A 23,311-nucleotide genomic window follows, 5' to 3' on the forward strand; every position below is an offset into this window, starting at 1 on the left:
AGATATTCGGGCCAATCCTAGGTTGTACCCGAACGAGCCACACGGGAAGGCGACTTCACGTTACCCGCGTTGCGTGTCGTGCGCACACCCGGCCGACCGCATTCACGCGAGCTGTAGCAGCGTAGATCGCGCATCGCCCACCAGGGCCGGGTCATGGCAGAGGATGGCGCTTTCCACTTGGCGCAGCGCCGGAGATGGCTGGATACCGAGCTCGTCGTCGAGATGGCGGCGCATCCGGCGGAACACGTCGAGGGCGTCGGCCTGCCGTCCCGAGCAGTACAGGGCGATCATCAGCTGCTCGCAGAACCGCTCGCGCAGGGGGTGGTTGGTGTGTGCCTCGGCCAGTTCCGCAAGGACGGCGGCGTGCCGGCCGAGCCGCAGTTCGGCGTCGAAGCGCAGCTCCATGGCCCGCATGCGGTACTCGTCGTAGCGGGCGCCGGCCAGCTGGCACAGGGCGCCGGCCGCGAACCCGCCGAAGACCGGACCGCGCCACAGCGCGAGCGCCGCGCCGAGCAGCCGGGCGGTGCGGACCGGGTCGCCGTGGGAGGCCGCCTCGGCCTGCCGTACCGTGCGCACGAACTCGTCGGCGTCCAGCTCGCCCTCCGCCACCGTCAGCCGGTAGCCGGAGGGGTGGATGGTCACCCTGGAGTCCGGCCGACCCGGCTCCAGGCCGCGCAGTTTGCGGCGCAGCCGGCTGACGTGTGCCTGCAGGGCGTTGGCCTGGTTGTCGGGCCCGGCGTCGCCCCACATCTCCTCGACCAGGCTCTCCCCCGAAACCGGCTGGCCCTCGCTGATCAGCAGGGTCTGCACCAGGGTGCGCTGCAGGTCGCCGGAGATCTCCGCAGGACCGGACACGGTACGGATCTGCAGTGCCCCGAGGATCGCGAACTTCAGCATCCTGACTCCGCCTCCCGTTGATGTCGCTGGCGTCGTCGTCCTTCTTCCGGCGACGTATCAACAGTGCGGTCGTTCCGTACCGAATCGTTCCCGATCCGTTCCCGGTGGCCGGTCAGTGGTCGTCGCCGACGACCAGCGTTCTGAGGGAGGCCACCCGCCGGGCCGCCACGTCGGGCGAGTCGGCGTGCACGACGAGGTGCCCGGGGCGCGGGGCCTTGGGCGGGGCGACGAACCGGACGTGCGGCAGGACGCCCACCTCGGCGGTCTCCAGCAGCCACGGCGGGGCCAGCACGGCCGCGGCGGCGAACCGGTTCGGGCGCGCCGCGTGGACCAGCCGTCCGGCCAGCACCTCGATGGCTCCGGCCGCCAGGTCGAACCCGCCGGCCACCTTGACCAGTTCCGGCACCGGATCGTCGCCGAGGCCCGCCCGGCAGCCGGTGATCACCGGTCCGCCCGGGGTGAGGGTGACCTCCGCGTGGGCCGGCCCGTACTGGTAGCCGGCCAGATCCAGCAGTGCGGTCACCACCGCACGCACCTCGGCGGCGGTGTCGTCCGTGAGCGGGGCGGGGTGGAGCAGGCCGTAGGGCATCCGGGCGGTGATGCCGACGGCCTGGTGCATGCCGTGCACACTCAGCGTCTCGACGGTCAGCCGCAGATCGCCGGTCCCGGCCCCTGCGCCGCCCGGGGACAGGCGGTTGTCGCGGACCAGCCGCCCGACGGCCGCCGGGTCGGACAGCACCCTGAGGGCGCGGGCCGGGTTGACGCACAGCCCGGCCTCGGCGGCCTGGGCGAGGGATACGCGCAGCGCCGAATCATCCGTCACATCGACCCGGACGGAACGCACTTGAGCGCCCGCGAGCGCGGCCTCGCGGACGAGGCGGGGGTCCGGGTTCAGCAGGAAGATCCGGCGGACGTCGTTGTCTTCTTTCATGCCTCTGCTCGGGGGACGGAGTCGGCGAGGGTGGAAAGGCAGGCTACGAGTGGGCGTTACCGATCCGATCCCGGCCGGTTCCCGAGGGCGTTGACCCAAGACGTTCACTTCTTCCGCGTGCGTGACAAACCATGGACACGAGTGGATCGCCATCTAGAACGCTACCCGCTCCCCGGCACTTGCCGCGGGCGGATTCACGGCAAAAACAGAACACCCGGTTTATGCCCCTGTCCGGCAGTTTCACCGGGTGGGGGCATGAGCCGGCCGGCTCCCGCCGGGCCGGCCGCAGCGCTCCACCACGGTGTCCGCGAAGGCCCGGGCCGGCGGGCTGAGCGCGTCCCAGCGGCGCACCGCCCAGCCGACCGGCAGGGGCCGCAGCCCCGGCAGCGGTACGAGCCTGAGCGCGCCCTCGCCCGGCACGGGCAGCCCGGGTACGGCGGGGACGACGGCCCGCCCCGCGCCCAGCTCGGCCAGGAGCAGGGCGGTGTCCCAGTCGGCGACGCTGGTGTCGTAGGCGAACCGGACGCCCGCCTCGGCGCAGGCGGCGTCCAGATGGGCCGCGGAGGCGGAGTTCGGCGGCAGCCGGATGAGCCGTACGTCGGCCAGGCCGGCCGCGTCGAGACGGGGGTGCGCGGCCAGCGGGTCGTCGGCGGGGACGGCGAGCACCCAGGGCAGTTCGACCACGGCCCGCTGCTCGATGCCGCGCACCGGTGGGCCGAGGGTGATCCACGCGAGGTCCAGGGTGCCGTCGGTGAGCGCGTCGAAGCTGCCGCGGCCCGAACTGACGGTCCGGAACTCCAGGTTGACCTGCGGACGGCGGCGCCGGAAGGTGACGACGGCGTCGGACATGAAGTGCCGCACGGTGGTGGCTCCGGTGGCCACCCGGACGTGTCCGCTGTGCCCGTCAACCAGATCGCGCAGCTGGCGCACCGCCAGATCGAGGCCCGATATCCCCTCGGCCGCCGCCGCTTCGAGGACCCGGCCCGCCTGGGTGGGCACCACTCCGCGCGGCTGCCGCTCCAGCAGCGCCACGCCGGTCTCCCGTTCGAGCCGTTTGACGTGCTGGCTGACGGCGGACTGGGTGCAGCCCAGTTCGCGGGCGACGGAACTGAGGCTGCCCGCCCGGCACACGGCCACGAACACACGAAGGTCGTCGAGGGTCACAACCCCCAAGCTAACACTGGGGTTTACGAAGAAAATCTTAGGATTGACTGGACCCGGCGGCCGTACGAGGATCGGTGGCGGGCCGCGATCGACCCAGGCGGCAACCCGCTCCACGCCCCCCGCCGAGTCCGGACCGGGGCGGGACCGGCAGGAGCGGGTGCCGACCGTCTTCCGCAGGGGCGTCAGCGCCCGTCCCGGCGCTCGTAGAGCCCCTCCACCTCCGGCGCGAAGTCCCGCATGATCTGCTCGCGCCGCAGCTTCATCGACGGCGTGAGATGGCCCGCCTCCTCGGTGAAGTCCACGGGCAGGACGGCGAAGCGGCGGATGGTCTCCGGCCGGGACACCAGCTTGTTGGCCTCGTCCAGTGCCCGTTGCAGCATCGCGGTCAGCTCCGGGTCGCCGATCAGCAGTTCCGGCGGCACCGGGTGCTTGCCGTTCATCAGACGCCAGTGGGTGATGCCGTCGGCATCGAGGGTGATCAGGGCGGCGACGTACGGCCGCGCGTCGCCGACGAGCATGCACTGGGAGATCAGCGGGTGCTGGCGCAGCCAGTTCTCCAGCGGCGCCGGCGCCACCGACTTGCCGCCGGCGGTGATCAGCAGCTCCTTCTTGCGGCCGGTGATGGTCAGATAGCCCTCGTCGTCCAGCTCGCCGAGGTCGCCGGTGGGCAGCCAGCCGTCCCGGGTCGCGGGGACGACCCCGCCCGCCTGCGGGTCCCAGTAGCCGCGCAGGACGTGGTCGCCCGAGAGCAGGATCTCCCCGTCGGCGGCGATCCGTACCCGGGTGCCGGGCAGCGGCCAGCCGACCGTGCCCAGGCGCGGCTTGAGCGGCGGGGTCACCGTCGAGGCGGCGGTGGTCTCGGTCAGGCCGTACCCCTCGAAGATCTCGATGCCGGCGCCCGCGTAGAACGCGGCCATGCGCCGGCCGAGCGGTGAGCCGCCGCAGATGGCGTACTTGACCCTGCCGCCCATGGCGGCACGGATGCGCCGGTAGACGAGGGGGTCGTAGAAGGTACGGGCCGTCCTCAGCGCCCGGCCGGGGCCGCTGCCGGCACCGGTCTGCCGGGCCTCCAGCGCCTCGCCGTACCGTACGGCGACCGTGGTCGCCCGGTCGAAGACGGACACCCGGCCGCCCGCCTCCGCCTTGGCCCGCGCGGAGTTGAAGATCTTCTCCAGCATGTACGGGATGGTCAGCAGACAGGTCGGCCGGAAGGCGGCCAGGTCGGGCAGCAGCTCCTCCGCCTTCAGGCTGGGCGCGTGTCCGAGCCGCACTCGGGCCCGCACGCACGCGATCGCCACCATCCGTCCGAAGACATGGGACATCGGCAGGAAGAGCAGCACCGAGACGTCCTCGCCCGACTTCGCCTTGAAGATCGGGTGGAGGAGTTCGATGGCGTTGTCCACCTCGGCGAAGAAGTTGCCGTGCGAGAGTGCGCAGCCCTTGGGGCGGCCGGTGGTGCCCGAGGTGTAGATGAGGGTCGCGAGGGTGTCGGGGCCCAGCATGCCCCGGCGTACGCCCACTTCGCCGTCCGGCACCGGGGCGCCCAGCTCCGCCAGCCGCTCCACGTGCCCCTTCTCCATCACCCACAGGTGCCTGAGGTCGGGCATGCGCTCCAGTTCGGGGCTGATCGCCGCGGCCTGGCCGGCGGTCTCCGTGACCAGGGCCACCGCGCCGGAGTCATGCAGGATCCAGCGGGTCTGGAAGACGGAGGAGGTGGGGTACACGGGGACCGTGACCAGGCCGGCCGCCCAGGCGGCGAAGTCGAGGAGCGTCCACTCGTACGTCGTCCGGGCCATCACGGCGATCCGGTCGCCCGGCACCAGGCCCTCCGCGATCAGCCCCTTCGCGACCGCCAGCACCTGCCCGGCGAAGTCCGCCGCCGTCACGTCGGTCCAGCGGCCGTCGGCGAACCTGCGGCTGAGCACCACGGCGCCGGGGGCCGCCCCGGCGTTGTCGAACGGAAGGTCCGCGAGCGAGCCGTGGCGCACGGGCGGCGCGAACGGCGGGACGTACGCCTCTCGTACGGCGCCGTCCAGCCGGCGGATCTCGGGCTCCACGAGGACCGGGGCGCCGTCGTAGTCGGTGGGGTGGACTACATGAGCAGTGGACACGGGCGGCTCCTGGGGCGTGCAGCGGTGAACTGCTGGTGCTGCATGACGTACGTACCTCGTGCGCGGAGGCGTTCACCGGCGGTGGGCCATGGAAAGGGGTTACCGGCGGTTAGGCAGGTGATCGTACGGGCCGGCTGTGGGGGGCCTGTGCGGGTTCGGGGGTGGTCCGGGGCCAGAGGTGTGCAGCCTCGGAAATTTCGTGACATCCCTTCAACTTCTCGTGCTCACCGCCCGACCGAGGGGATTACCTCCGGTAACCTTACTCCAGAGTAAGCACCTGGGACCCTGGGAGCGAGACATGGCCGACCGCTGTCCGAGCTTCGCCGAGACCACCGCCCGGCCCGCCCCTCCGGCCTCCGGCGCGGTCGGCGGCCAGGCCGTCCCTCTCTGCGGCGGCGGCTGCGGCTGCGGCCTGCCGGGGGCGTGATGACCGCCGTCACCCTGGCCTCCGTACCCGCGCTGGCCCCGCTGCTGGCCCGCGGCGCCCTGCGCTCCCCCTTCAAGCGCCCGTCCCCGCAGGCGGACTTCCCGCGCACCCGCCTGGTGCTGCCGGGCCTGCGCGTGGACCTGGACCGGCTGGCCGCCTACGAGCGGGTGTGCGGCTTCGCCACCGGCACCGCCGAGGGCGAGGACGCGCTGCCCGTCACCTACCCGCACGTCCTCGGCTTCCCGCTGGCCATGCGCCTGATGAGCGGCCGGGACTTCCCGCTGCCGCTGCTCGGCCTGGTCCACACCTCGATCGAGATCGTCCGCCGCACCGGCCTGCCGGCCGCAGAGGAGTACGAACTGGCCGTCCACATCGCAGGGTTGGTGCCGCACCGGCGCGGCACCGAAGCCATGGTGGTCACGGAGCTGCGGACCGGCGGGGACGTCGTATGGGAGTCGCGGAGCACCTATCTCGCCCGGCACCGGACCGATCTCGCCCGGCACCGGACCGACGGGCCCGGCGAGCCCTCGCACGAGCCCCCGCCCCCGCTGCCCGCGGTGGCCCGGTGGCGGATCGCCCAGGACGTCGGCCGCCGGTACGGCGCGGCCTCCGGGGACCGCAACCCCATCCACCTGCACCCGCTCACCGCCCGCGCCTTCGGCTTCCCGCGGGCCATCGCGCACGGCATGTGGACCGCGGCCCGCTGCCTGGCCGCCCACGGCACACCCGGCGCGGCCCTCGTCCGGGCCCGGTTCCGGGCACCGGTGCTGCTGCCGGGAACGGTGGCATACGGCACGGACGGCAACGGCCGCTTCGAGCTGCGCGGCGAACGGGACCAGCTGCACCTGACCGGAGAGGTACGGCCGCTGCCGTAGCGAAGGCACGGTCCCCGGGCGGGCCGACCGGGGGCCGTGGCCGCCTCCGGCCCGGCATCGCCACCCGCCACCCGCCACCCGCCACGGCAGGACAGCCGGTCCTGCCGAACGGCCGCCCCCCCTCGCCCCCTGCCGATACGGGCGTGAGGGGTGACGACCACGGCCGGGTGGCGCCTGCTGGATCACCCCGTCACTTGAGGTACCCGAGGATGGTCATCATGCCGCTCTCCGAGTGGTACTGGTTGTGACAGTGGAGCATCCACAGGCCCGGGTTGTCGGCGTCGAAGTCGACGACGAGCTTGCGGTGGGGCAGCACCACCGCGGTGTCCTTGCGGGCGCCGGCGTCGCTGAGGCCGGCCATGGCGAAGGTGTGGCCGTGCAGGTGCAGGGGGTGCCACATGTCGGTGGCGTTGATGAGGGTGAGCCGCACCCGTTCACCGGCCCGCACCGGGTGGCGCCTGCGCGGGTCGTAGGGCTGGTGGTCGAAGCCCCAGTCGTACTTCCGCATGGTGCCGGTGACCCTGATGCGCAGCTCGCGGTCGGGTTCGTGCTCGTCCAGGGCCACGGAGTCGTCCGGTACGAGGCCGTGCGCGGACACGACCTGTCCTTGGAGCTCGTCCGGGCGGACGCCCCGTGCGGGCACGGACCTTCCCCGGTCGGTGCGCAGCACGGCGAGGGCCTGTCCCTGCTTCCCCTCGGCGAGTGCGACGAGGGGGAAGACGCCGTCCTTGGCGGTGACGAGGACGTCGTACCGCTCGGCCATGCCGAGGAGGAGGGCGTCGGTCTCCGTGTGCTCCACCGGATAGCCGTCGGTGTGCGTGACGGTCATGGTGTGGTCGCCCAGCGCCACCCGGAAGGCCGTCTCGGAGCCCGCGTTGATGATGCGCAGCCGGACGCGGTCGCCCGGGCGGCACCGGAACACCGGGGGGCTGGCCGGCAGACGGCCGTTGGCGAGGTAGTACGGGTAGGCGATATTGCCCCCGGCGCTGTCCAGCAGGGCGCTGTGCGACCTGCGCAGCACCCGGGAGGGGCCGAGCGGCAGGCGGCTCCTGCCGGGGTCCATGGCCATGCTTCCGCCCGTCATGGACGTGCCCGCGCCGGGCCGGAGTTGGCGGAGCACGCGTTCGGGGGTGGAGCCGTCCACCCCGTCGACCCAGTCGTCCAGGACGACGACCCACTCCTGGTCGTAGGAGAGGGGCTCTCTCGGGTCGTCGACGATGAGCGGGGCGTACAGCGCACGGTCGGGCTGGAGCCCGACATGCGAGTGGAGGAGATAGGTGCCCGGGTGGGAGACGGCGAAGCGGTAGGTGAAGTCCGCTCCCGGGCGCACGGAGTTCTGGGTGACATCGGGGACGCCGTCCATGTCGCAGCGCAGCCGCACTCCGTGCGCGTGCAGCGTGGTGCCGGCCGGGAGCCGGTTGGCGAGGGTGAGGCTCAGGACGTCACCGGCGGTGATGCGGACCGTCGGACCGGGCAGCCTCTCGTCGTAGGCCCAGCTCCGGACGGTCCTCCCGCCCAGGTCCAGCGTGGACTCGGCGGCGGTGAACCCGAACCTGCGCACCGGCCCGGCACCGCGTCTGCGCTCGGCGGCAAAAACCTCCGGTCCCGACGGGTCGACATATGCGACGGGCCCGGGCGGGGCAAGGCCGGCCTCGCTGAGCGCGCTTCCCGCGGGGTCGTACTGCGGGCGGAGGGCGAAGTCGGCACGGGCGGGCAGGAGTCCCACGCCCGCGGCAGCGAACGGGGCACGGAGCAGGGAACGCCGCGAAAAGAGATGCATGGCTGCAATAAGACACGCTTTGTGCTGATATGGGGGGGAAATGCGGCATGCGCGTCGGTGATGTTGGCCTGCGGTGCCCCAGTTGGCGGGCGGCGCCTCGGACCGCGTCACGGGAGGACCTCGACCGGCGGGCCGCATCATGCGTCATGGGACCGCGGCCGACGGACCGCGTAGCGGAACCTCAGCCGGCGGGCGGAGTCCAGGGCCGTCCGGCCATCAGGCTGCCCAGGCCCGCCCAGGCGAAGTTCATCAGGGTCGCCGCCGCCTGCCGGGCCGTGGTCCCCGGGGTGGCGTTCGCCCAGGCGGCGAGGGACTCGGCGGCGCCGACCAGCGCCTCGGCCAGCCCGGCCACCTCGCGCTCGGGCAGGTCGGGGTCACAGTGCGCCTCACGGGCCGCGACCGCGATCAACTCGGTGACGAACGCGACGATCTCCTCGCGCATCGCGGCGACCTCGGCGGCGAAGGTCTCGCCGTGGGTGCGGGCCTGGAGGTGCAGCACGGACCAGCCGTCGGGACGCTCGGCGGTGTGCGCGAAGAACGCGCACAGCCCGTCCCAGAGCTGGCGGTCGGCGGGCAGGCCCGGGCGGACACCGGCGCGCACGGCCGCCGTGAGCACGTCGGCCTCACGGCGGATGCACGCCGTGAAGAGGTCTTCCTTCGAGTTGAGGTACAGATAGACCAAGGGCTTGGACACGCCCGCCAGTTCGGCTATCTCGTCCATCGAGGCGGCCATGTAGCCGCGCCGCCCGAAGATCTGCACGGCGGCATCGAGCATCTGCTGCTCGCGAACCGCTCTCGGCATCCGCTTGGTCTTCACGGCACCCATGAGGGCAAGACTAGTTGGGTGCGGCTGCCTGGCCCTGCGCTCGCGCGGTGTCGTCGACCTCGTCCTCCTGGGCGCGGTTGGCCTCCAGGTTGGCCTTCATCCGGTCGACCCTGCCGACGATCTGCACGGAGGCCCGGTCCCGCTCCCTGCGCAGCACCACCCAGCTGATCGGCGCCGAGAGCACCAGGGAGAGCAGGAGCACCCACAGGAAGTTGGAGTCGCCGAAACCGCGCGGGAAGATGCCGGAGTAGACGGCTCCCCAGACGACGACGAGGCAGCCGACGAAGACTCCGAGGCGCATCAGCGTGTAGCGGAGCATCTCAATCCACTCTTCCGATTCCAAAAGGGGCCATCGTCCAGTGAAGCACGGTGCGGCCCCGATCTTGCAGGGGGGTCAGGTCAGCGGCAGCAGCATGACGATGTCGTCCCGGTCGTCGCCGGGTGCCACCCGGATGGCGCCGGGGATCCGGCCGACCTCCTTGTAGCCGCAGGAGCCGTAGAACCCTTCCAGGCCGAGGCCGCCCCGGCAGGTCAGCCGGATCGCGTCTATGCCCTCGAAGGTGCGGGCCGCGTCGGCCGCGGCCGCCAGCAGCGTGCGGCCGTGGCCCTGCCCCTGGTGCTTCGGGTGGACCATCACGGTGTACAGCCACACCCAGTGCCTCATCAGGGGATGGGCGTTGAAGGTGAAGAACGCCGTGGCGGCCACCTGCCCGGCCCCGTCGTGCCCGGCGAGCAGCCGGGTGTGCCCCTCGGCCATGCGCGTGAAGTGCCGCAGCAGCTCCGGCCGGACCTCCTCGCGGGACACCGGAGGCACGAAGCCCACGGCCCCGCCGGCGTTGGAGACGTCCGTCCACAGGTCGAGGATGCCGTCGCGCAGGGGGCGGTCGACGCCGGGATCGAGCGTGAAGGTAAGGGGCATACAGGGATGCTATCCATTACCCGCACGCTCATGCCGCCGTCCCTGCCGGTACGAGGCGGTCCTCACACCCGCATCGGCTGCGGCGACTCCCGGCGCAGCGGGTCCGGGCCGTCGTACTCGCGGATGATCTCGTAGCGGGTGTTGCGCTCCACCGGACGGAAGCCGGCGTCGCGGATCAGGTCCAGCAGGTCCTCGCGGGTCAGCTTGTTCGGGGTGCCGTAGTTGTCCGCGTCGTGCGTGATCTTGTACTCGACCACCGAGCCGTCCATGTCGTCGGCACCGTGCTGGAGGGCGAGCTGGGCGGTCTGCACGCCGTGCATCACCCAGAAGACCTTCACGTGCGGAACGTTGTCGAAGAGGAGACGGGAGACGGCGAAGGTCTTCAGCGCCTCGGCGCCGGTCGCCATCTGGGTGCGCGCCTGAAGGCGGTTGCGCACCTTGCCGTCCTTCATGTCCACGAAGTCGTGCTGGTAGCGCAGCGGGATGAAGACCTGGAAGCCGCCGGTCTCGTCCTGCAGCTCCCGCAGCCGCAGCACGTGGTCCACCCGGTGGCGGGGCTCCTCGATGTGGCCGTAGAGCATCGTGCAGGGGGTCTTGAGCCCCTTCTCGTGCGCCAGGCGGTGGATGCGGGACCAGTCCTCCCAGTGGGTGCGGTGGTCCACGATGTGCTGCCGGACCTCCCAGTCGAAGATCTCGGCGCCGCCGCCGGTCAGCGACTCCAGACCGGCGTCGATCAGCTCGTCGAGGATCTCCGAGGCCGACAGCCCGGAGATCGTCTCGAAGTGGTGGATCTCCGTGGCCGTGAAGGCCTTCAGGGACACGCCCGGCAGGGCGGCCTTCAGCTCGCGCAGGGAGCGCGGGTAGTAGCGCCACGGCAGGTTCGGGTGCAGGCCGTTGACGATGTGCAGCTCGGTGAGGTTCTCCGACTCCATCGTCCTGGCGAGCTTGACGGCCTCCTCGATGCGCATCGTGTACGCGTCCTTCTCGCCCGGCTTGCGCTGGAAGGAGCAGTAGGCGCAGGAGGCCGTGCACACGTTGGTCATGTTCAGGTGCCGGTTGACGTTGAAGTGCACGACGTCACCGTTCTTGCGCGTCCGCACCTCGTGCGCGAGGCCGCCCAGCCAGGCCAGGTCGTCCGACTCGTACAGAGCGATGCCGTCCTCGCGGGTCAGCCGCTCACCGGAGCGGACCTTCTCCTCCAGCTCGCGCTTGAGCCCGACGTCCATGCCAACACCTTTCTACGACAGCCTGGCCAAACTTACTCCCCCGCCCTGCCGGCGTGCGGAGCCCCCGTACGGCGCTGAGCGCGCCTACACCTCTTCGGGCAGTTCTCCGACCCGGTTCTCCCACTTCGTGGAGAGCACGATGGTGGTGCGGGTCCGGGACACGCCCTTGGTCCCGCTCAGCCGCCGGATGATCCGCTCCAGCCCGTCCACGTCCGTCGCGCGCACCTTGAGCATGTAGGAGTCGTCGCCGGCGATGAACCAGCAGTCCTCGATCTCGGTGAGCTCCTTCAGCCGCTGGGCCACGTCCTCGTGGTCGGCCGCGTCGGACAGCGAGATGCCGATCAGCGCGGTCACGCCGAGACCGAGGGAGGCCGCGTTCACGGTGGCGCGGTAGCCGGTGATGACACCGGCCGCCTCCAGCCGGTTGATGCGGTCGGTGACGCTGGGTCCCGACAGGCCGACGAGGCGTCCAAGCTCCGCATAGGAGGCCCGGCCGTTCTCCCTCAGGGCCTGGATGAGCTGCCTGTCCACCGCGTCCATGCGATCGAAGCCTTCCCCTGGAAAGTTCTGAAGTTCCCGAAGTGATGAGAGGTACTGCGACGTGCCCGCCTACCGCACCGCTGAGCCGCCGCCCAGTTCGCCCTTCCAGCGCCGGTACAGCCCGTGCCCGACGCCTGCAGCGTCCAGCACCCGCCCGGCGACGAAGTCCACCAGATGCTGGATGTGGGTCGCGCCCGCGTAGAAGGCGGGCGAGGCAGGCACCACACTCGCCCCCGCGTCGTCCAGCGCGACGAGGTGCCGCAGGGTCTGACCGTTCAAGGGGGTCTCCCGTACGGACACGACGAGAGGCCGCCGCTCCTTCAGTGTGACGCTCGCCGCTCGCTGGAGCAGATCCTTGGACAGGCCGAGGGCGACACCCGCGACACAGGCCGTGGAGGCCGGGACGATGAGCATCCCCCGCGCCGGGTACGACCCCGAGGACGGTCCGGCGGCGAGATCCCCCGCGCTCCAGTACCGCACCCCGCTGACGTCCACGTCGAAGGTCCCGGGCTTTCCGTCGGCGCCCCGGGCCAGCCATTCCCGCAGGTCCTCCTGCCAGTGCGCGTCCCGGAACGAGATCCCCGTCTCGTCCAGCAGCGTCAGCCGCGAGGCCCGGCTGACGACCAGGTCGACGGCCTCCCCCGCGTCCAGCAGCCCCCGCAGCACGGCAGCCGCATACGGCGTCCCGGAAGCTCCGGACACCCCCACGATCCAAGGCGCGCGCTGCGTTTCTCCTGCGTTCACACCTTGAGCGTACCGGCGGGTCGCCTCGTGCTCAGGCCGGGTGGGGTGCCTTGGGGTGGCCCCGTGCAGGTGGTCCACGGCCGGACCGTGCTCAGACGGTCAGACCCCGGACCAGCAGGTCGAGCAGCGCGCACACGAACAGGGCAATGCCGATGAAGCCGTTGACGCTGAAGAACGCCCTGTTGAGCCGGGAGAGGTCGTGCGGCCGGACGATGCGGTGCTCGTAGCCGAAGGCGCCCGCGACGATCACCAGACCGAGCCAGAAGAAAGCGCCGGCGTGCGTGGCCAGGCCGTACCAGACGAACAGGGCCGTCGTCAGGGTGTGGCACACCCGCGCGCCCCAGATCGCCGCCGGGATGCCGAAGCGCGCCGGGACCGACAGCACGCCGATCTCGCGGTCGGTCTCGACGTCCTGGCAGGCGTAGATCAGGTCGAAGCCGCCGATCCAGATGCCGACGGCCAGTCCCAGGATCACCGCGTCCCAGGACCAGGAGCCCGAGATGGCCAGCCAGCCGCCGACCGGGCCCATCGCCTGGGCCAGGCCCAGGATGGCCTGCGGGAAGTTCGTGAACCGCTTCCCGTACGGGTAGACCACCATCGGGATCACCGCGATGGGGGCGAGGGCCAGGCAGAGCGGGTTCAGCAGGGCCGCCGCGCCCAGGAAGATCACCAGGGCGATCAGGGCACCCGTCCAGGCGTGCTTCACCGACATCGCGCCGGTCACCAGTTCGCGGTGGGCGGTGCGCGGGTTACGGGCGTCGATCTCGCGGTCGATGATCCGGTTGACCGCCATCGCGAAGGTGCGCAGGCCCACCATGCAGACGGTGACCAGCAGCAGCCGGCCCCAGTGGATGTTCCTGTCCCACTGGAACATCGCGGTCAGGGCGGCGATGTAGGCGAAGGGAAGCGCGAAGACCGAGTGCTCGATCATCACCAGGCGCAGGAACGCCTTGGTGCGTCCCGGCTGCGGGAGTGCCGCGGAGGCGCTGCTCACAGGCCGTACTCCTTCCAGCGGCGGTCCACCAGGGCCGCCGTATCCGGGTCGGACTCCACCATGTCCGGCCATCCGCCGTCGCGTGTGTAGCCCTCCTCGGGCCACTTCTTCGTGGCGTCGATGCCCGCCTTGCCGCCCCAGAACTGCTGGTAGGAGGCGTGGTCGAGGTGGTCGACGGGGCCCTCCACGACGGTGAGGTCGCGCGCGTAGTCCGTGTTGCCGAGGGCCCGCCAGGCGACCTCGTGCAGATCGTGCACGTCGCAGTCGGCGTCCACGACCACGATCAGCTTGGTGAGGGACATCATGTGGGCCCCCCAGATCGCGTGCATGACCTTCTGCGCGTGCTTCGGGTACTTCTTGTCGATCGAGACGATCGCACAGTTGTGGAAGCCGCCGGCCTCGGGGAGGTGGTAGTCCACGATGTCCGGGACGATGATCTTGAGGAGGGGCAGGAAGAAGCGTTCCGTGGCGCGGCCGAGCGGGCCGTCCTCCGTCGGCGGGCGCCCGACCACGATCGACTGGAGCAGCGGGCGCTTGCGCATGGTCACGCAGTCGATCTTCAGTGCCGGGAACGGCTCCTGCGGGGTGTAGAAGCCCGTGTGGTCGCCGAAGGGGCCCTCCGGGAGCATCTCGCCGGGCTCCAGCCAGCCCTCCAGGACGACCTCGGCGCTCGCCGGGACCTGGAGCGGGACCGTCTTGCAGTCGACCATCTCGATGCGCTTGCCCGCGATGAACCCGGCGAAGAGATACTCGTCGATGTCCCCGGGCAGGGGTGCGGTGGAGGCGTAGGTCACGGCCGGCGGGCAGCCGAAGGCGATCGCGACCGGGAGCCGCTCACCGCGCCGGGCGGCCACCTGGTAGTGGTTGCGGCTGTCCTTGTGGATCTGCCAGTGCATGCCGATGGTGCGCCGGTCGTGCCGCTGCAGCCGGTACAGGCCCAGGTTGCGGATGCCGGTCTCGGGGTCCTTGGTGTGGGTGAGCCCGAGGTTGAAGAAGGAGCCGCCGTCCCGGGGCCAGGTGAACAGGGCCGGCAGCTGGTCCAGATCGACGTCGTCGCCGGTCAGGACCACCTCCTGCACCGGAGCCTCTTTGACCTTCCTCGGCGGTACGTGCGTCATCGCGCCGAGCTTCCCGAAGGCCTCGCGCACGCCCATGAAGCCGTGCGGCAGCTCGGGCCGGAGCAGCCCGCCGATCTTCTCGGAGATCTCGCCGTACGACTTCAGGCCCAGCGCCTTCAGCAGCCGCCGGTCGGTCCCGAAGACGTTCATCGCGAGGGGCATCGCCGAGCCCTTCACGTTCTCGAAGAGCAGCGCCGGGCCGCCCGACTTCTGCACCCGGTCGACGATCTCCCCGACCTCCAGACACGGGTCAACCTCGGCCTTGATGCGCTTGAGGTCGCCCTCGCGCTCCAGCGCCCGCAGCAGGGAGCGAAGATCGTCGTAAGCCATGTGTCCCAGTATCGGCCACCCGCTAGCCTGGCCCCGTCACCGGGGCCGACTCACCTCATTCGGGAGCTCGTACGACCATGCTCAGGTATCTGCCGACCCTGCTGGTCCTGGCGCTGTGGATCTACGCGTTCGTGGACTGTCTGAACACCCCCGAGGAAGAGGTGCGCCACCTGCCGAAGGTGGTGTGGGTGATCATCGTGCTGGTCTTCGGCTGGGTCCTGGTGGGCCCGGTCGCCTGGCTGATCACCGGCAAGGTGCGCCGCGCCCCGGCGAACGGCTCGACCCCCGCCGAGCGGCACCGCGGCACGGCCGCGAACTGGGTCGCCCCCGACGACAACCCGGAGTTCCTGAAGTCCCTCGGCAAGGGAGACCAGGGCGGCAAGGGGGACCAGGGCGGCCACGGCGACCAGGACGACCCGGAGAACGGCTGACGCACGGAACTCCGGCGGCTGCGGCTGCTGGAACTCCGGCGGCTCAGGCGGCTCCGGCGGCTCCGCACCTTCCGCGGGGCGACCGGCCGGTGGGTCCACCGTGGCCCACCGGCGGCGCCGACGGGACACGGTCCCGGCCTTCGGGCGGCGCCGGGTGGGGTGTCCGCCTCAGGTCCTCGCCCAGTTCTGGGAGGCGGCCCCCGACTGGCAGGTCGCCTCGGACACGCCGCCGCCGAAGGCGAGGTCGAGGCAGCCGCCGTCGAAGACGGTGCGCAGGGAGTTGCCCGAGCCCGTCCTCCACAGCCGGACGCTGCTGCTCAGGGAGCAGTCGCCGACGAAGACGGCCTGGCCGTTGCCGTTGGCGCTCAGACAGGCGCCGGTCGACACATTGACGACCTTGACGCTGCCGCCGGACGCGCTGCGGAAGGTCCACCGGGCGGTCGAGGACGAGCAGTCGCCGAGGCCCGTGGAGCCGTAGACCTGGGTCAGGCACTCGCCGTTCTCGCCGTTCCGGAGCCGGAAGGTGCCCGAGCCGGGGCTGGTCGTGGACGTGCCCCCGGAGGAGCCGCCCGGGGAACCGCCGGCCGAGCCGCCGGAGCCGCCACCGGAGCCGCCGCCCGAGCCGTGGGACCCTCCGGAACTCCCCGAACCGGAGCCGGAGCCGGAGCCGGAGCCGCTGCCGCTGCCCTGGCCGCCGCTTGTGCCGCCGCCCGTGTCACCGCCTGCGCCGCTCGACGGTCCCGGGTCGCCGGAACCGTCCGCCCGTCCCCTGCCGCTGCCCGGGCCCGCCGTGCCGGACCTCTTCCCGCCCGACGGCGGGTCCGAGTCCTTCCCGCCCGGCTTCCCGGTGCCGGACGGGCTCGCGGCGGAGGACCGGCCCGGCGTCACGTCCGCCGACGCGGACACGGAGGACGCGGGGGTGCCCGCAGCGCCGTCCCGGCCGGTGCCGGCGCCGTTGCCGGTGGCGTACGGCAGCAGTTGGAAGGCCAGGGTCGCCGCCCCGACGACGACCACGACGGGGACGACGGCCACCAGCACCCGGGGCCGCCGCCCTTCCCGCCGCCCTTCCCGCCGCCCTTCCCGCCCCCGCTCGGCCTGCTTCCGCCGCTCAGGAGGCCGGACGACCACCTCGGGCCCCAGCTCGGCCCCGGCCTCACCCGCACCCTCCGGCCCGGCACCGACCTCCCCATCGCCCGCACCCTCCGGCCCGGCACCGACCTCCCCGTCGCCCGCACCCTCCGGCCCGGCACCGGCCTCCCCGTCACCCGCACCCTTCAGCCCGGCCCCGGCCTCCCCGTCGCCCGCACCCTTCAGCCCGGCCCCGGCCTCACCCGCGCCCTCGCCCTCCGGCCCGGACGCGCCCCCGCCCCCGGGTCCCGCCGCGGACTTCGGGTCCGGCTCCCCCGCCACCGCGGTCGCTTCGGGTACGACCGCGGCGAAGGCCGCCCGCTCCGCCAGGCGCTCGGTGATCGCCTCGGGCCACGACGCAGGCCCGGACGGCCCGTGCCCCGTGGCCAGTTCGAGGAGTTCGGCGGCGGTGGGCCGGCCCTCGGGGTCCTTGTCCAGGCAGGACGCGACGACGGCGGCCAGTTCCGCGTCGGCCTCCCGCAGCTCCTCCAGATCGGGCTGCTCGTGCACGATCCGGTAGAGCACGCCGTGCCCGGACTCGTCGCCGAAGGGCGGCCGCCCCGACCCCGCGTACGCCACCACGGAGCCCAGGGCGAACACGTCCACGGCTCCGGTCAACCGCCGCGCCCCCGAGGCCTGTTCGGGCGACATGTAGGCGGGCGTGCCCACCACCATGCCGGTGCGGGTCAGCTGGCTCTGCTCTGCGGCACGGGCGACGCCGAAGTCGATGAGCGTGAGCCCGTCGAGGGTCAGCATGACGTTGGACGGCTTGACGTCCCGGTGCACCATGTCCAGCTCGTGCACCGCCGCCAGTCCGCCGGCGGCCTTGCGCAGCAGCAGCCACAGCGCCTCGGGCGGCAGCGGCCCGCCGTGCAGTTCGACGGCCTCGCGCAGGGTCAGCCCCGGCACGTACGCGGTGGCGAACCACGGCGGCCGGGCGTCCCGGTCACCGGCGAGCAGTGGTGCGGTGGCCCCGGCGGGCAGCCGGGCGAGGTTGTCCAGCTCGTGTCCGAAGCGGCGGACGAAGTCCTTGTCCTCGCCGGCGACGGAGGGCAGTACCTGTTTGACGGCCGCGTACCTGCCCTCGTGCACGCCGAGGTAGACCCGTCCCATGCCGCCGGCGCCGAGCCGTCCGACCAGCGGGATCGGACCGATCCGGGCCGGGTCGTCGCTCTCCAGCGGCTCGATGCCGCCGTGTTCCCCGTTCAACTCTCTCCCCCTGAGTTCAGCGCGCGTACGAGCCGAGGCCCACCAGGCAGTACACGTATTCGTTCACGGCCGCGCCGTTGAGCGTGTAGCGGTACGAAAAGGCGTACTGCGTACGCGGGTTGCTCTTGCAGCGGCTCATGTCCGAGCTGAACGGGAAGGTCTGGATCACCTTGTAGTGCGCGTCGGACGCCGAGCAGGAGACCTCATCGACGCCGCTGACCTCCTGCGCGGTCGTGGAGTCCGGCAGGGTGCCGTTCAGGCAGGTGCCGGACGTGAACGGGCTCGGTTCGGCGGTCGACCCACCGTAGGGATCGCCGGTCCCGTACGGATCGCTGCTCTCGTACGGATCGCTCGTCCCGTACGGGTCACCGGTCGCCGGAGCCTGTGTGTACGGGTCGTAGGTGGCGGCGGGCGCGGAGGAGTACGGGGAGGCGTCCGCCTGGTCGGCGGCCGAACTCCCGCCGCCCGCGGTCCTGTCGGACAGGGCGATGGCGAGCACGATCACGACGGCGACGCCGAGCACGCCCAGGCAGGCCAGGCCGCCCTTCGCGCCGCCCCTGGCCGGAGCGGCCGTGCCCGGCGCGGTGACGTGGATCCGTAACAGCAGCTCGCGCTCGCCCGCCCGCAGCCGTACGAGATCGCCGTCGCGGACGGGCGGGATGCGGACGGGTGGCACCCCCGCCTGCGACGGCAGCCGCAGGACCGTTCCGGAGGCGGCCTGCTGCGGAGTGAGGGAGATGTGTATCTCGGACGACCCGGACGACGACACCGGCGGCTCCTTGGTGTGAGGATGTGCACCAGTGTGGTGCAACAGACCACTGTTCTAAAAGATCTTTCTAGAAAAGTATTCCAGAATGAGCCGCAAACAACAGCGGGGCGAAGCCACCGTCGAGCACCTCCTGGACGCCGCGCTGCGCGTGTACGAGGAGGCGGGCGACCAGGGTCTGACGGTCAGCGCCGTCACCAAGGCGAGCGGGGTGAGCCTGGGCAGCCTCTACCACCACTTCGGCAGCATCGACGGCCTGCTGAACGCCCTGCTGACGCGCTGGCTGGAGCGGCTGCTGGGCGAGCTGGTCACGGCCCTGCGGGCCACCCGGACCGCCCACACCGGCATCCGGGCCCTGGTCGGCGCCTACCTGGGCTTCGTCCAGGAGCACCGGACGGCCGCCCGGCTGCTGCACTCCTCCCACGCCGACCGCCGGGGCATGGCCGACGGCAGAGAGCTGCGCGACGCCCAGGAGGCGCGTCTGTCGCCCCTCGCGCAGTGGGCCCAGGCCCATGTCGACTCCGGCGAACTCGCCCCGCTGCCGGGAGCGTTGCTCGAATCGCTGATCCTCGGCCCGGTCGTCGGCATCTCCCGCCGCTGGCTGTCCGGGATCGACGATGTCGACCTCGACGAAGCGGCGCTGATCCTGCCGGAGAGGATCTGGCGGTCGGTCGCCGCGGACCCGCAGTGACCGCCCGGGCTGTTCCGCCCGGCGTTCCATGGGCCCGCAGTGACCGCCCGGGCTGTTCCGCCCGGCGTTCCATGGGCCCGCAGTGACCACCCGGGCTGTTCCGCCCGGCGTTCCGCGGACACGCAGTGACCGCCCGGGCTGTTCCCCCGGCGTTCCATGGGCCCACAGTGACCGCCCGGGCTGTTCCGCCCGGCGTTCCGCGGACACGCAGTGACCGCACAGGCCGGTTCCGCCCGGCGTTCGGCGGATCCGGCCCGGGCGGCTCAGCGCAGCCGCGACGACGCCAGGATCGACAGCAGGTGGGCCGGGACCATCACCCAGGTGATCGCGGCCAGCGCGACCAGTGCCCAGCGGGTCACGTCCACCCCGCCGGTGAGCGCGTCCCCGACGGCCGCCGCCAGCAGCACCAGGGACGCCTCGATGCCGTTGGTCACCCGGTGGATCCTGAACGCGGCCGCCAGCCGCCGCACCGTGGCCACGCCCTGCGAACGCGGCCGGGTCGACTCGTCGTCGGCCACCCCGAGCCCGCGCCGGGCCCGGGCCACGTCCACCAGGTCGGTCGAGGCCTTCAGCAGGACGACCCCGAGCGCGGCGGCGATACCGAGCGAGAGCCAGCCGCCGAGCCCGTCGTGCGCCGCCCGGAACCCGATCCCCACCATCAGCGCCGCGTCCGCCAGATACGCCCCGAGCCGGTCCACGTAGATCCCCGTCGCGCTGTTCTGCCCCTTCCAGCGCGCGACTTCGCCGTCCACGCAGTCGAAGAGCAGGAACAACTGCATGAGGACGACGGCCAGCACGGCCCCCGTCAGCCCGGGGACCAGCAGCGCCGCGCCGGAGGCGATCCCGCACACCACCATGGTCCAGGTCAGCTGGTCCGGAGTGACCGGCGTGCGCACCAGGTGCCGGGTGAACCGCAGCGAGATCCTGCGCATGTACAGCCGGCCCGCCCAGTGCTCCCCGTTGCGGCTCGCCAGCTTGGCGTGCGGCTGGCAGACCTCCCGCAGCTCCTCCAGAACCGGGGCAGCGACCATGGGCGTTTCCCTCCCGCGTGATGTGATCGGGCCAGGGTACAGACGCGGTTCGGGCCCGCCGCACGCGGGCGCTGCGCGTTGCCCCGGGGCCCCGCCCGGGGGACAGTGAAGGCATGGATCAGGCACTGGCCCGCGCCTGGCTGGCCACCGCGGTCGCCGAGGCCCGCACCGGGCTCGCCGGGGGCGGCATCCCGATCGGCGCCGCACTCTACGGCGCCGACGGCACCCTGCTGGGCCGCGGCCACAACCGCCGTGTCCAGGACGGCGACCCCTCCCTGCACGCGGAGACCGCCGCGTTCCGCGCGGCGGGCCGGCAGCGCAGCTACCGCGGTACGACGATGGTCACCACCCTCTCCCCCTGCTGGTACTGCAGCGGCCTGGTCCGCCAGTTCGGGATCCCGCGGGTGGTGATCGGCGAGGCGACCACCTTCCGCGGCGGCCAGGACTGGCTCGCCGGACACGGTGTGGAGATCGTGCTCCTGGACGACCCCGAGTGCGTCGGCCTGATGCGCACGTTCATCCACGACAACCCCGACCTGTGGAACGAGGACATCGGTGAGCAGCACGAGCATTCCGAGCGTCGAGGTGAGTAGCACGGGCATTCCGACCATCGACCTGCGGCGCTGGCTGGACGGCGGCGCCGAGGACCGCACCGCCCTCGCCCGCACCGTCGACCGGGCGCTGCAGGCCGCCGGCTTCCTGCTCGTCACCGGGCACGGCGTCGAACCCGGCCTGCGCGCAGGGATCCGCAGGGCCGCCCGGGACTTCTTCCTGCTGCCCGAGGGGGTTAAGCGGCGGTACGGGGCCAGGGTCGGCGGGCGCGGCTGGCTGGGTCCGGGGGCCGAGGCCAACGGGTATGCGGAGGGAACCGAGACGCCGCCCGATCTGAAGGAGTCGCTGACCTTCGCCACGCACGAGCCCTTCGACGATCCGGTCGTCAACGCCGAGTGGTACGGGCCCAACGTGTGGCCGGCGGAGATCCCCGCACTGCGGCCGCTGTGCGAGGAGTACCTGGCGCGGATGGCCGCTCTGGGGAAGGAGCTGCTGACGCTGCTGGGGTACGCCCTCGGGCTCGAACCGGACTTCTTCTCCCGGCACATGGACCACCCGACGTACGGCTTCAACATCAACTGGTATCCGGGGACCGAGGTCGTGGGCGAGCCCGAGCCGGGACAGTTCCGGATCGGCCCGCACACCGACTTCGGGACCGTCACCATCCTCGACCGGCAGGCGGGGAAGGGGGGTCTGCAGGTGTACACGGACCCCGCGCAGGGCGGTGCCGGCTGGGAGGACGCGCCCTACGATCCGGCCGCCCTCACCGTCAACATCGGCGATCTGATGGCCCGTTGGACCGGCGACCGGTGGCGCTCGGGGCGGCACCGGGTGCTGCCGCCGCCCTCCGACGCGCCCGCCGAGGAGCTGATGTCCCTCGTGTACTTCGGCGAGTGCACCCCGGGCACGCTGGTGGAGTCCGTGCCGGCGCCGGTGGGCCGGGTGGCGTACCCGCCCGTCGACTCGCACGTCTATCTGCGGGAGAAGCTCGACTCGATCACCGTCGGTCCCTGAGCTCGCACCCGTGCCGCCGTTCCGCCGCCCGGCCGAGTTCTGGCCTCGGAAATCACTTCTGTGTTCGACTCGCCACCCGTTCCGCTGAAATGCCCCGGACGGGCATGTCCCGGCCGCGTCCGACGGCATTGCCCTGTGCAGGGGGGCCCGCGTTCAGGGCCCCTTTCCTGCGATCGGAGACGCGTGCGAATCACTGACATCCAGCGTTGCGAGGTACGGCCGGGACGGCTCGTCGAGTGGACCCTGAGTCCGGCGAGCGTCGCGGCGGCGGGAGGACTGCCGGAGGACTCCCGGCCGCCGGCCTACATCCAGGAGTCGCACATCAGGACCGCCAAGCGCGTGCGCGACGGCGGGCTGTTCGTCCCGACCTGGCTCGGCACCGCCTTCGACCTCCCGGGCCCCGCCGACCTCGGCGTGCTCCAGGAGGCCCTGCGCGCCTGGACCGTACGGCACGAGACGCTGCGCAGCGGATTCCGCTGGGCGGGCGGACCGGGTGACCGGCTGCACCGGTTCACCCTCGACGCCGGTGATGTCCGCCTGCACCGGGAGACGGTCGGCGACTTCCCGGACCCGGCCGCCCTGGCCGGGCACCTCCAGGACCGCTTCGACACCGTCGCGGACGCCCTGCGCTGGCCGAACCTCATCTACACGGCGGTCGTGCGGGCCGACTCGACCAGCGTCTACATGGCCTTCGACCACAGCAACGTGGACGCCTACTCCCTGCACGGCATCCCCGCCGAGATCCACGAGCTGTACACGGCGGGCCTGGAGGGGCGCAGTGCCGTGGTGCGCACGCCGCCCGCCAGCTACCTCGACTTCTGCGAGCTGGAGCGGGCGGACGCGGACCGCATCGACGACCGTCACGACATCGTGGCCCGCTGGCGGGAGTTCATCCGGCGGGGCGGCGGAACGCTGCCGGACTTCCCCGTGGACCTCGGCCTCGCGCCCGGCGGCCCGCTGCCGCCGCAGAAGATGATCTGCGAACCGCTCGTGGACGTGGACGCGGCCGCGGCGTTCGAGACGTACTGCCGGCCGTACGGAGGCAGTCTGGTCGGTGTGCTGGCGGCCACCGGTCTGATCGTCCACGAACTCGGCGGGCAGCCGGTGTACCGGACGGTGGTGCCCTTCCACACCCGGGTGAAGTCACGGTGGTCCGACTCCGTGGGCTGGTTCGTGGGCGGCGCCCCGATCGAGGTGCCGGTGGCCGGCACCCCCGACCTGGCCGCCGCCCTGCGGGCCGTGCGCGCTCAGCTGCAGGCGAGCCGGTCCCTCGCGCGCATGCCGCTGGCCCGGGTGCTGAGCCTGCTCGGCACGGAGTTCCGGCCGACCTCCCCCGACCTGCACTCCATCGTCTCGTTCGTGGACGCCCGCGGCATCCCCGGCGCCGCGCAGTGGGCCGGGCAGAAGGCGTACGGACTGATGCGGGTGTCGTACGGCGACCAGGTGTGCGTGTGGGTCAACCGGCTGCACGACGGACTGTGGCTGGCGAGCCGTCACCCGGACACCGACACGGCGGCGAAGACCATGCGGCTGTACGTCGAGCGGCTACGGGATCTGATCCTTTCGACGGATACGTAACTCCTGTCATTTTCGTAACCCAACGGACA

At 72.2% G+C, this 23,311-nt stretch carries 23 protein-coding genes and 1 pseudogene; 7 read left to right on the top strand and 17 right to left on the bottom strand.

The annotated features are described in order from the left end of the window. Positions 1–102 precede the first annotated feature (102 nt). The 4 genes from ACZ7P3_RS20810 to ACZ7P3_RS20825 form a co-directional block, all read right to left on the bottom strand. Positions 103–897: an AfsR/SARP family transcriptional regulator gene (locus tag ACZ7P3_RS20810; RefSeq protein WP_472083663.1), complete on the bottom strand. Its 795-nt coding sequence runs from the start codon at positions 895–897 to the stop codon at positions 103–105. A 112-nt stretch (positions 898–1,009) separates the two neighbouring features. Continuing rightward, positions 1,010–1,828 (bottom strand): ATP-grasp domain-containing protein, encoded by an 819-nt coding sequence (locus ACZ7P3_RS20815; protein WP_472083665.1) that lies wholly within the window; start codon positions 1,826–1,828, stop codon positions 1,010–1,012. A gap of 240 nt (positions 1,829–2,068) precedes the next feature. Then, on the bottom strand, positions 2,069–2,992 hold the full coding sequence (locus ACZ7P3_RS20820) for a LysR family transcriptional regulator (protein WP_472083667.1): 924 nt from the start codon (positions 2,990–2,992) through the stop codon (positions 2,069–2,071). A 182-nt stretch (positions 2,993–3,174) separates the two neighbouring features. Continuing rightward, positions 3,175–5,103, bottom strand: a complete 1,929-nt coding sequence (locus tag ACZ7P3_RS20825; protein ID WP_472083669.1) for an AMP-dependent synthetase/ligase — start codon at positions 5,101–5,103, stop codon at positions 3,175–3,177. Between the two features lie 298 nt (positions 5,104–5,401). On the opposite strand from ACZ7P3_RS20825, the gene ACZ7P3_RS20830 reads away from it, so the two are divergent. Together ACZ7P3_RS20830 and ACZ7P3_RS20835 are read left to right on the top strand one after the other, a co-directional pair. Then, on the top strand, positions 5,402–5,530 hold the full coding sequence (locus ACZ7P3_RS20830; protein WP_472083671.1) for a hypothetical protein: 129 nt from the start codon (positions 5,402–5,404) through the stop codon (positions 5,528–5,530). Next, the gene (locus tag ACZ7P3_RS20835) at positions 5,530–6,405 is read left to right on the top strand and encodes a MaoC family dehydratase (protein ID WP_472083673.1); all 876 of its coding nucleotides are present in this window, start codon (positions 5,530–5,532) and stop codon (positions 6,403–6,405) included. Before ACZ7P3_RS20830 ends, ACZ7P3_RS20835 begins: the two co-directional genes overlap by 1 nt. Positions 6,406–6,595: 190 nt before the next feature. On the opposite strand, the gene ACZ7P3_RS20840 is transcribed toward ACZ7P3_RS20835, so the two are convergent. From ACZ7P3_RS20840 to ACZ7P3_RS20880, 9 genes are all read right to left on the bottom strand, one after another. Further along, the gene (locus ACZ7P3_RS20840; RefSeq protein WP_472083675.1) at positions 6,596–8,185 is read right to left on the bottom strand and encodes a multicopper oxidase family protein; all 1,590 of its coding nucleotides are present in this window, start codon (positions 8,183–8,185) and stop codon (positions 6,596–6,598) included. A gap of 181 nt (positions 8,186–8,366) precedes the next feature. Next, on the bottom strand, positions 8,367–9,011 hold the full coding sequence (locus tag ACZ7P3_RS20845) for a TetR/AcrR family transcriptional regulator (RefSeq protein WP_472083677.1): 645 nt from the start codon (positions 9,009–9,011) through the stop codon (positions 8,367–8,369). Between the two features lie 10 nt (positions 9,012–9,021). Next, complete coding sequence (locus tag ACZ7P3_RS20850; protein ID WP_472083679.1) at positions 9,022–9,330, bottom strand: DUF4229 domain-containing protein; 309 nt, start codon at positions 9,328–9,330, stop codon at positions 9,022–9,024. 75 nt (positions 9,331–9,405) lie between these two features. Next, complete coding sequence (locus ACZ7P3_RS20855; protein WP_472083681.1) at positions 9,406–9,930, bottom strand: GNAT family N-acetyltransferase; 525 nt, start codon at positions 9,928–9,930, stop codon at positions 9,406–9,408. 62 nt (positions 9,931–9,992) lie between these two features. Further along, entirely contained in the window at positions 9,993–11,156 is a 1,164-nt protein-coding gene (gene mqnE / locus ACZ7P3_RS20860; protein WP_472083683.1) for an aminofutalosine synthase MqnE, read from the bottom strand. 84 nt (positions 11,157–11,240) lie between these two features. Next, on the bottom strand, positions 11,241–11,696 hold the full coding sequence (locus tag ACZ7P3_RS20865; protein ID WP_361118479.1) for an Lrp/AsnC family transcriptional regulator: 456 nt from the start codon (positions 11,694–11,696) through the stop codon (positions 11,241–11,243). 69 nt (positions 11,697–11,765) lie between these two features. After that, positions 11,766–12,440, bottom strand: coding sequence for a UbiX family flavin prenyltransferase (locus ACZ7P3_RS20870; protein WP_472083686.1), 675 nt, complete (start codon positions 12,438–12,440; stop codon positions 11,766–11,768). A gap of 91 nt (positions 12,441–12,531) precedes the next feature. Then, a complete protein-coding gene (gene mqnP, locus ACZ7P3_RS20875) occupies positions 12,532–13,434 on the bottom strand; it encodes a menaquinone biosynthesis prenyltransferase MqnP (RefSeq protein WP_472083688.1) in 903 nt (300 codons plus the stop codon). After that, positions 13,431–14,882: a menaquinone biosynthesis decarboxylase gene (locus tag ACZ7P3_RS20880; RefSeq protein WP_472083690.1), complete on the bottom strand. Its 1,452-nt coding sequence runs from the start codon at positions 14,880–14,882 to the stop codon at positions 13,431–13,433. Before ACZ7P3_RS20880 ends, mqnP begins: the two co-directional genes overlap by 4 nt. A 77-nt stretch (positions 14,883–14,959) precedes the next feature. Between ACZ7P3_RS20880 and ACZ7P3_RS20885 the strand changes: the two genes are divergently transcribed. Then, positions 14,960–15,313 carry a PLD nuclease N-terminal domain-containing protein gene (locus ACZ7P3_RS20885; protein WP_472083692.1) on the top strand — a complete coding sequence of 118 codons (354 nt, stop codon included), beginning with the start codon at positions 14,960–14,962 and terminating at the stop codon, positions 15,311–15,313. Positions 15,314–15,481: 168 nt separating this feature from the next. Here the strand turns inward: ACZ7P3_RS20885 and ACZ7P3_RS20890 are convergent, their stop codons facing one another. The 3 genes and pseudogenes from ACZ7P3_RS20890 to ACZ7P3_RS20900 form a co-directional block, all read right to left on the bottom strand. After that, positions 15,482–16,441, bottom strand: a complete 960-nt coding sequence (locus ACZ7P3_RS20890) for an RICIN domain-containing protein (protein WP_472083886.1) — start codon at positions 16,439–16,441, stop codon at positions 15,482–15,484. Between the two features lie 234 nt (positions 16,442–16,675). Then, a pseudogene (locus ACZ7P3_RS20895) lies at positions 16,676–17,650 on the bottom strand (serine/threonine-protein kinase); the annotation flags it as partial. Between the two features lie 16 nt (positions 17,651–17,666). Beyond that, on the bottom strand, positions 17,667–18,419 hold the full coding sequence (locus tag ACZ7P3_RS20900) for an LppU/SCO3897 family protein (protein WP_472083694.1): 753 nt from the start codon (positions 18,417–18,419) through the stop codon (positions 17,667–17,669). Between the two features lie 85 nt (positions 18,420–18,504). Here ACZ7P3_RS20900 and ACZ7P3_RS20905 point away from each other — a divergent pair, with 85 nt between their 5' ends. Further along, positions 18,505–19,107: a TetR/AcrR family transcriptional regulator gene (locus ACZ7P3_RS20905; protein ID WP_472083696.1), complete on the top strand. Its 603-nt coding sequence runs from the start codon at positions 18,505–18,507 to the stop codon at positions 19,105–19,107. Positions 19,108–19,370: 263 nt separating this feature from the next. Here ACZ7P3_RS20905 and ACZ7P3_RS20910 read toward each other — a convergent pair whose 3' ends face one another. Continuing rightward, positions 19,371–20,138 carry a CDP-alcohol phosphatidyltransferase family protein gene (locus tag ACZ7P3_RS20910; protein WP_472083698.1) on the bottom strand — a complete coding sequence of 256 codons (768 nt, stop codon included), beginning with the start codon at positions 20,136–20,138 and terminating at the stop codon, positions 19,371–19,373. Positions 20,139–20,251: 113 nt separating this feature from the next. Between ACZ7P3_RS20910 and ACZ7P3_RS20915 the strand changes: the two genes are divergently transcribed. The 3 genes from ACZ7P3_RS20915 to ACZ7P3_RS20925 all read left to right on the top strand — a co-directional run bounded on the left by ACZ7P3_RS20915 (position 20,252) and on the right by ACZ7P3_RS20925 (position 23,282). Next, positions 20,252–20,731: a nucleoside deaminase gene (locus ACZ7P3_RS20915; RefSeq protein ID WP_472083700.1), complete on the top strand. Its 480-nt coding sequence runs from the start codon at positions 20,252–20,254 to the stop codon at positions 20,729–20,731. Further along, complete coding sequence (locus ACZ7P3_RS20920; protein ID WP_472083702.1) at positions 20,694–21,704, top strand: isopenicillin N synthase family dioxygenase; 1,011 nt, start codon at positions 20,694–20,696, stop codon at positions 21,702–21,704. Before ACZ7P3_RS20915 ends, ACZ7P3_RS20920 begins: the two co-directional genes overlap by 38 nt. Before the next feature lie 183 nt (positions 21,705–21,887). Next, positions 21,888–23,282 (top strand): condensation domain-containing protein, encoded by a 1,395-nt coding sequence (locus ACZ7P3_RS20925; RefSeq protein WP_472083704.1) that lies wholly within the window; start codon positions 21,888–21,890, stop codon positions 23,280–23,282. Positions 23,283–23,311: the final 29 nt, after the last annotated feature.

It is taken from the genome of Streptomyces sp. NPDC107581, from assembly GCF_055657175.1.

What these genes read in the sequence shown, in the direction of transcription:
- ACZ7P3_RS20810 (WP_472083663.1), bottom strand. Translation starts at nt 897, where the DNA reads ATGCTGAAGTTCGCGATCCTCGGGGCACTGCAGATCCGTACCGTGTCC.
- ACZ7P3_RS20815 (WP_472083665.1), bottom strand. Translation starts at nt 1,828, where the DNA reads ATGAAAGAAGACAACGACGTCCGCCGGATCTTCCTGCTGAACCCGGAC.
- ACZ7P3_RS20830 (WP_472083671.1), top strand. Translation starts at nt 5,402, where the DNA reads ATGGCCGACCGCTGTCCGAGCTTCGCCGAGACCACCGCCCGGCCCGCC.
- ACZ7P3_RS20835 (WP_472083673.1), top strand. Translation starts at nt 5,530, where the DNA reads ATGACCGCCGTCACCCTGGCCTCCGTACCCGCGCTGGCCCCGCTGCTG.
- ACZ7P3_RS20840 (WP_472083675.1), bottom strand. Translation starts at nt 8,185, where the DNA reads ATGCATCTCTTTTCGCGGCGTTCCCTGCTCCGTGCCCCGTTCGCTGCC.
- ACZ7P3_RS20845 (WP_472083677.1), bottom strand. Translation starts at nt 9,011, where the DNA reads ATGGGTGCCGTGAAGACCAAGCGGATGCCGAGAGCGGTTCGCGAGCAG.
- ACZ7P3_RS20850 (WP_472083679.1), bottom strand. Translation starts at nt 9,330, where the DNA reads ATGCTCCGCTACACGCTGATGCGCCTCGGAGTCTTCGTCGGCTGCCTC.
- ACZ7P3_RS20855 (WP_472083681.1), bottom strand. Translation starts at nt 9,930, where the DNA reads ATGCCCCTTACCTTCACGCTCGATCCCGGCGTCGACCGCCCCCTGCGC.
- mqnE (WP_472083683.1), bottom strand. Translation starts at nt 11,156, where the DNA reads ATGGACGTCGGGCTCAAGCGCGAGCTGGAGGAGAAGGTCCGCTCCGGT.
- ACZ7P3_RS20865 (WP_361118479.1), bottom strand. Translation starts at nt 11,696, where the DNA reads ATGGACGCGGTGGACAGGCAGCTCATCCAGGCCCTGAGGGAGAACGGC.
- ACZ7P3_RS20880 (WP_472083690.1), bottom strand. Translation starts at nt 14,882, where the DNA reads ATGGCTTACGACGATCTTCGCTCCCTGCTGCGGGCGCTGGAGCGCGAG.
- ACZ7P3_RS20885 (WP_472083692.1), top strand. Translation starts at nt 14,960, where the DNA reads ATGCTCAGGTATCTGCCGACCCTGCTGGTCCTGGCGCTGTGGATCTAC.
- ACZ7P3_RS20905 (WP_472083696.1), top strand. Translation starts at nt 18,505, where the DNA reads ATGAGCCGCAAACAACAGCGGGGCGAAGCCACCGTCGAGCACCTCCTG.
- ACZ7P3_RS20910 (WP_472083698.1), bottom strand. Translation starts at nt 20,138, where the DNA reads ATGGTCGCTGCCCCGGTTCTGGAGGAGCTGCGGGAGGTCTGCCAGCCG.
- ACZ7P3_RS20915 (WP_472083700.1), top strand. Translation starts at nt 20,252, where the DNA reads ATGGATCAGGCACTGGCCCGCGCCTGGCTGGCCACCGCGGTCGCCGAG.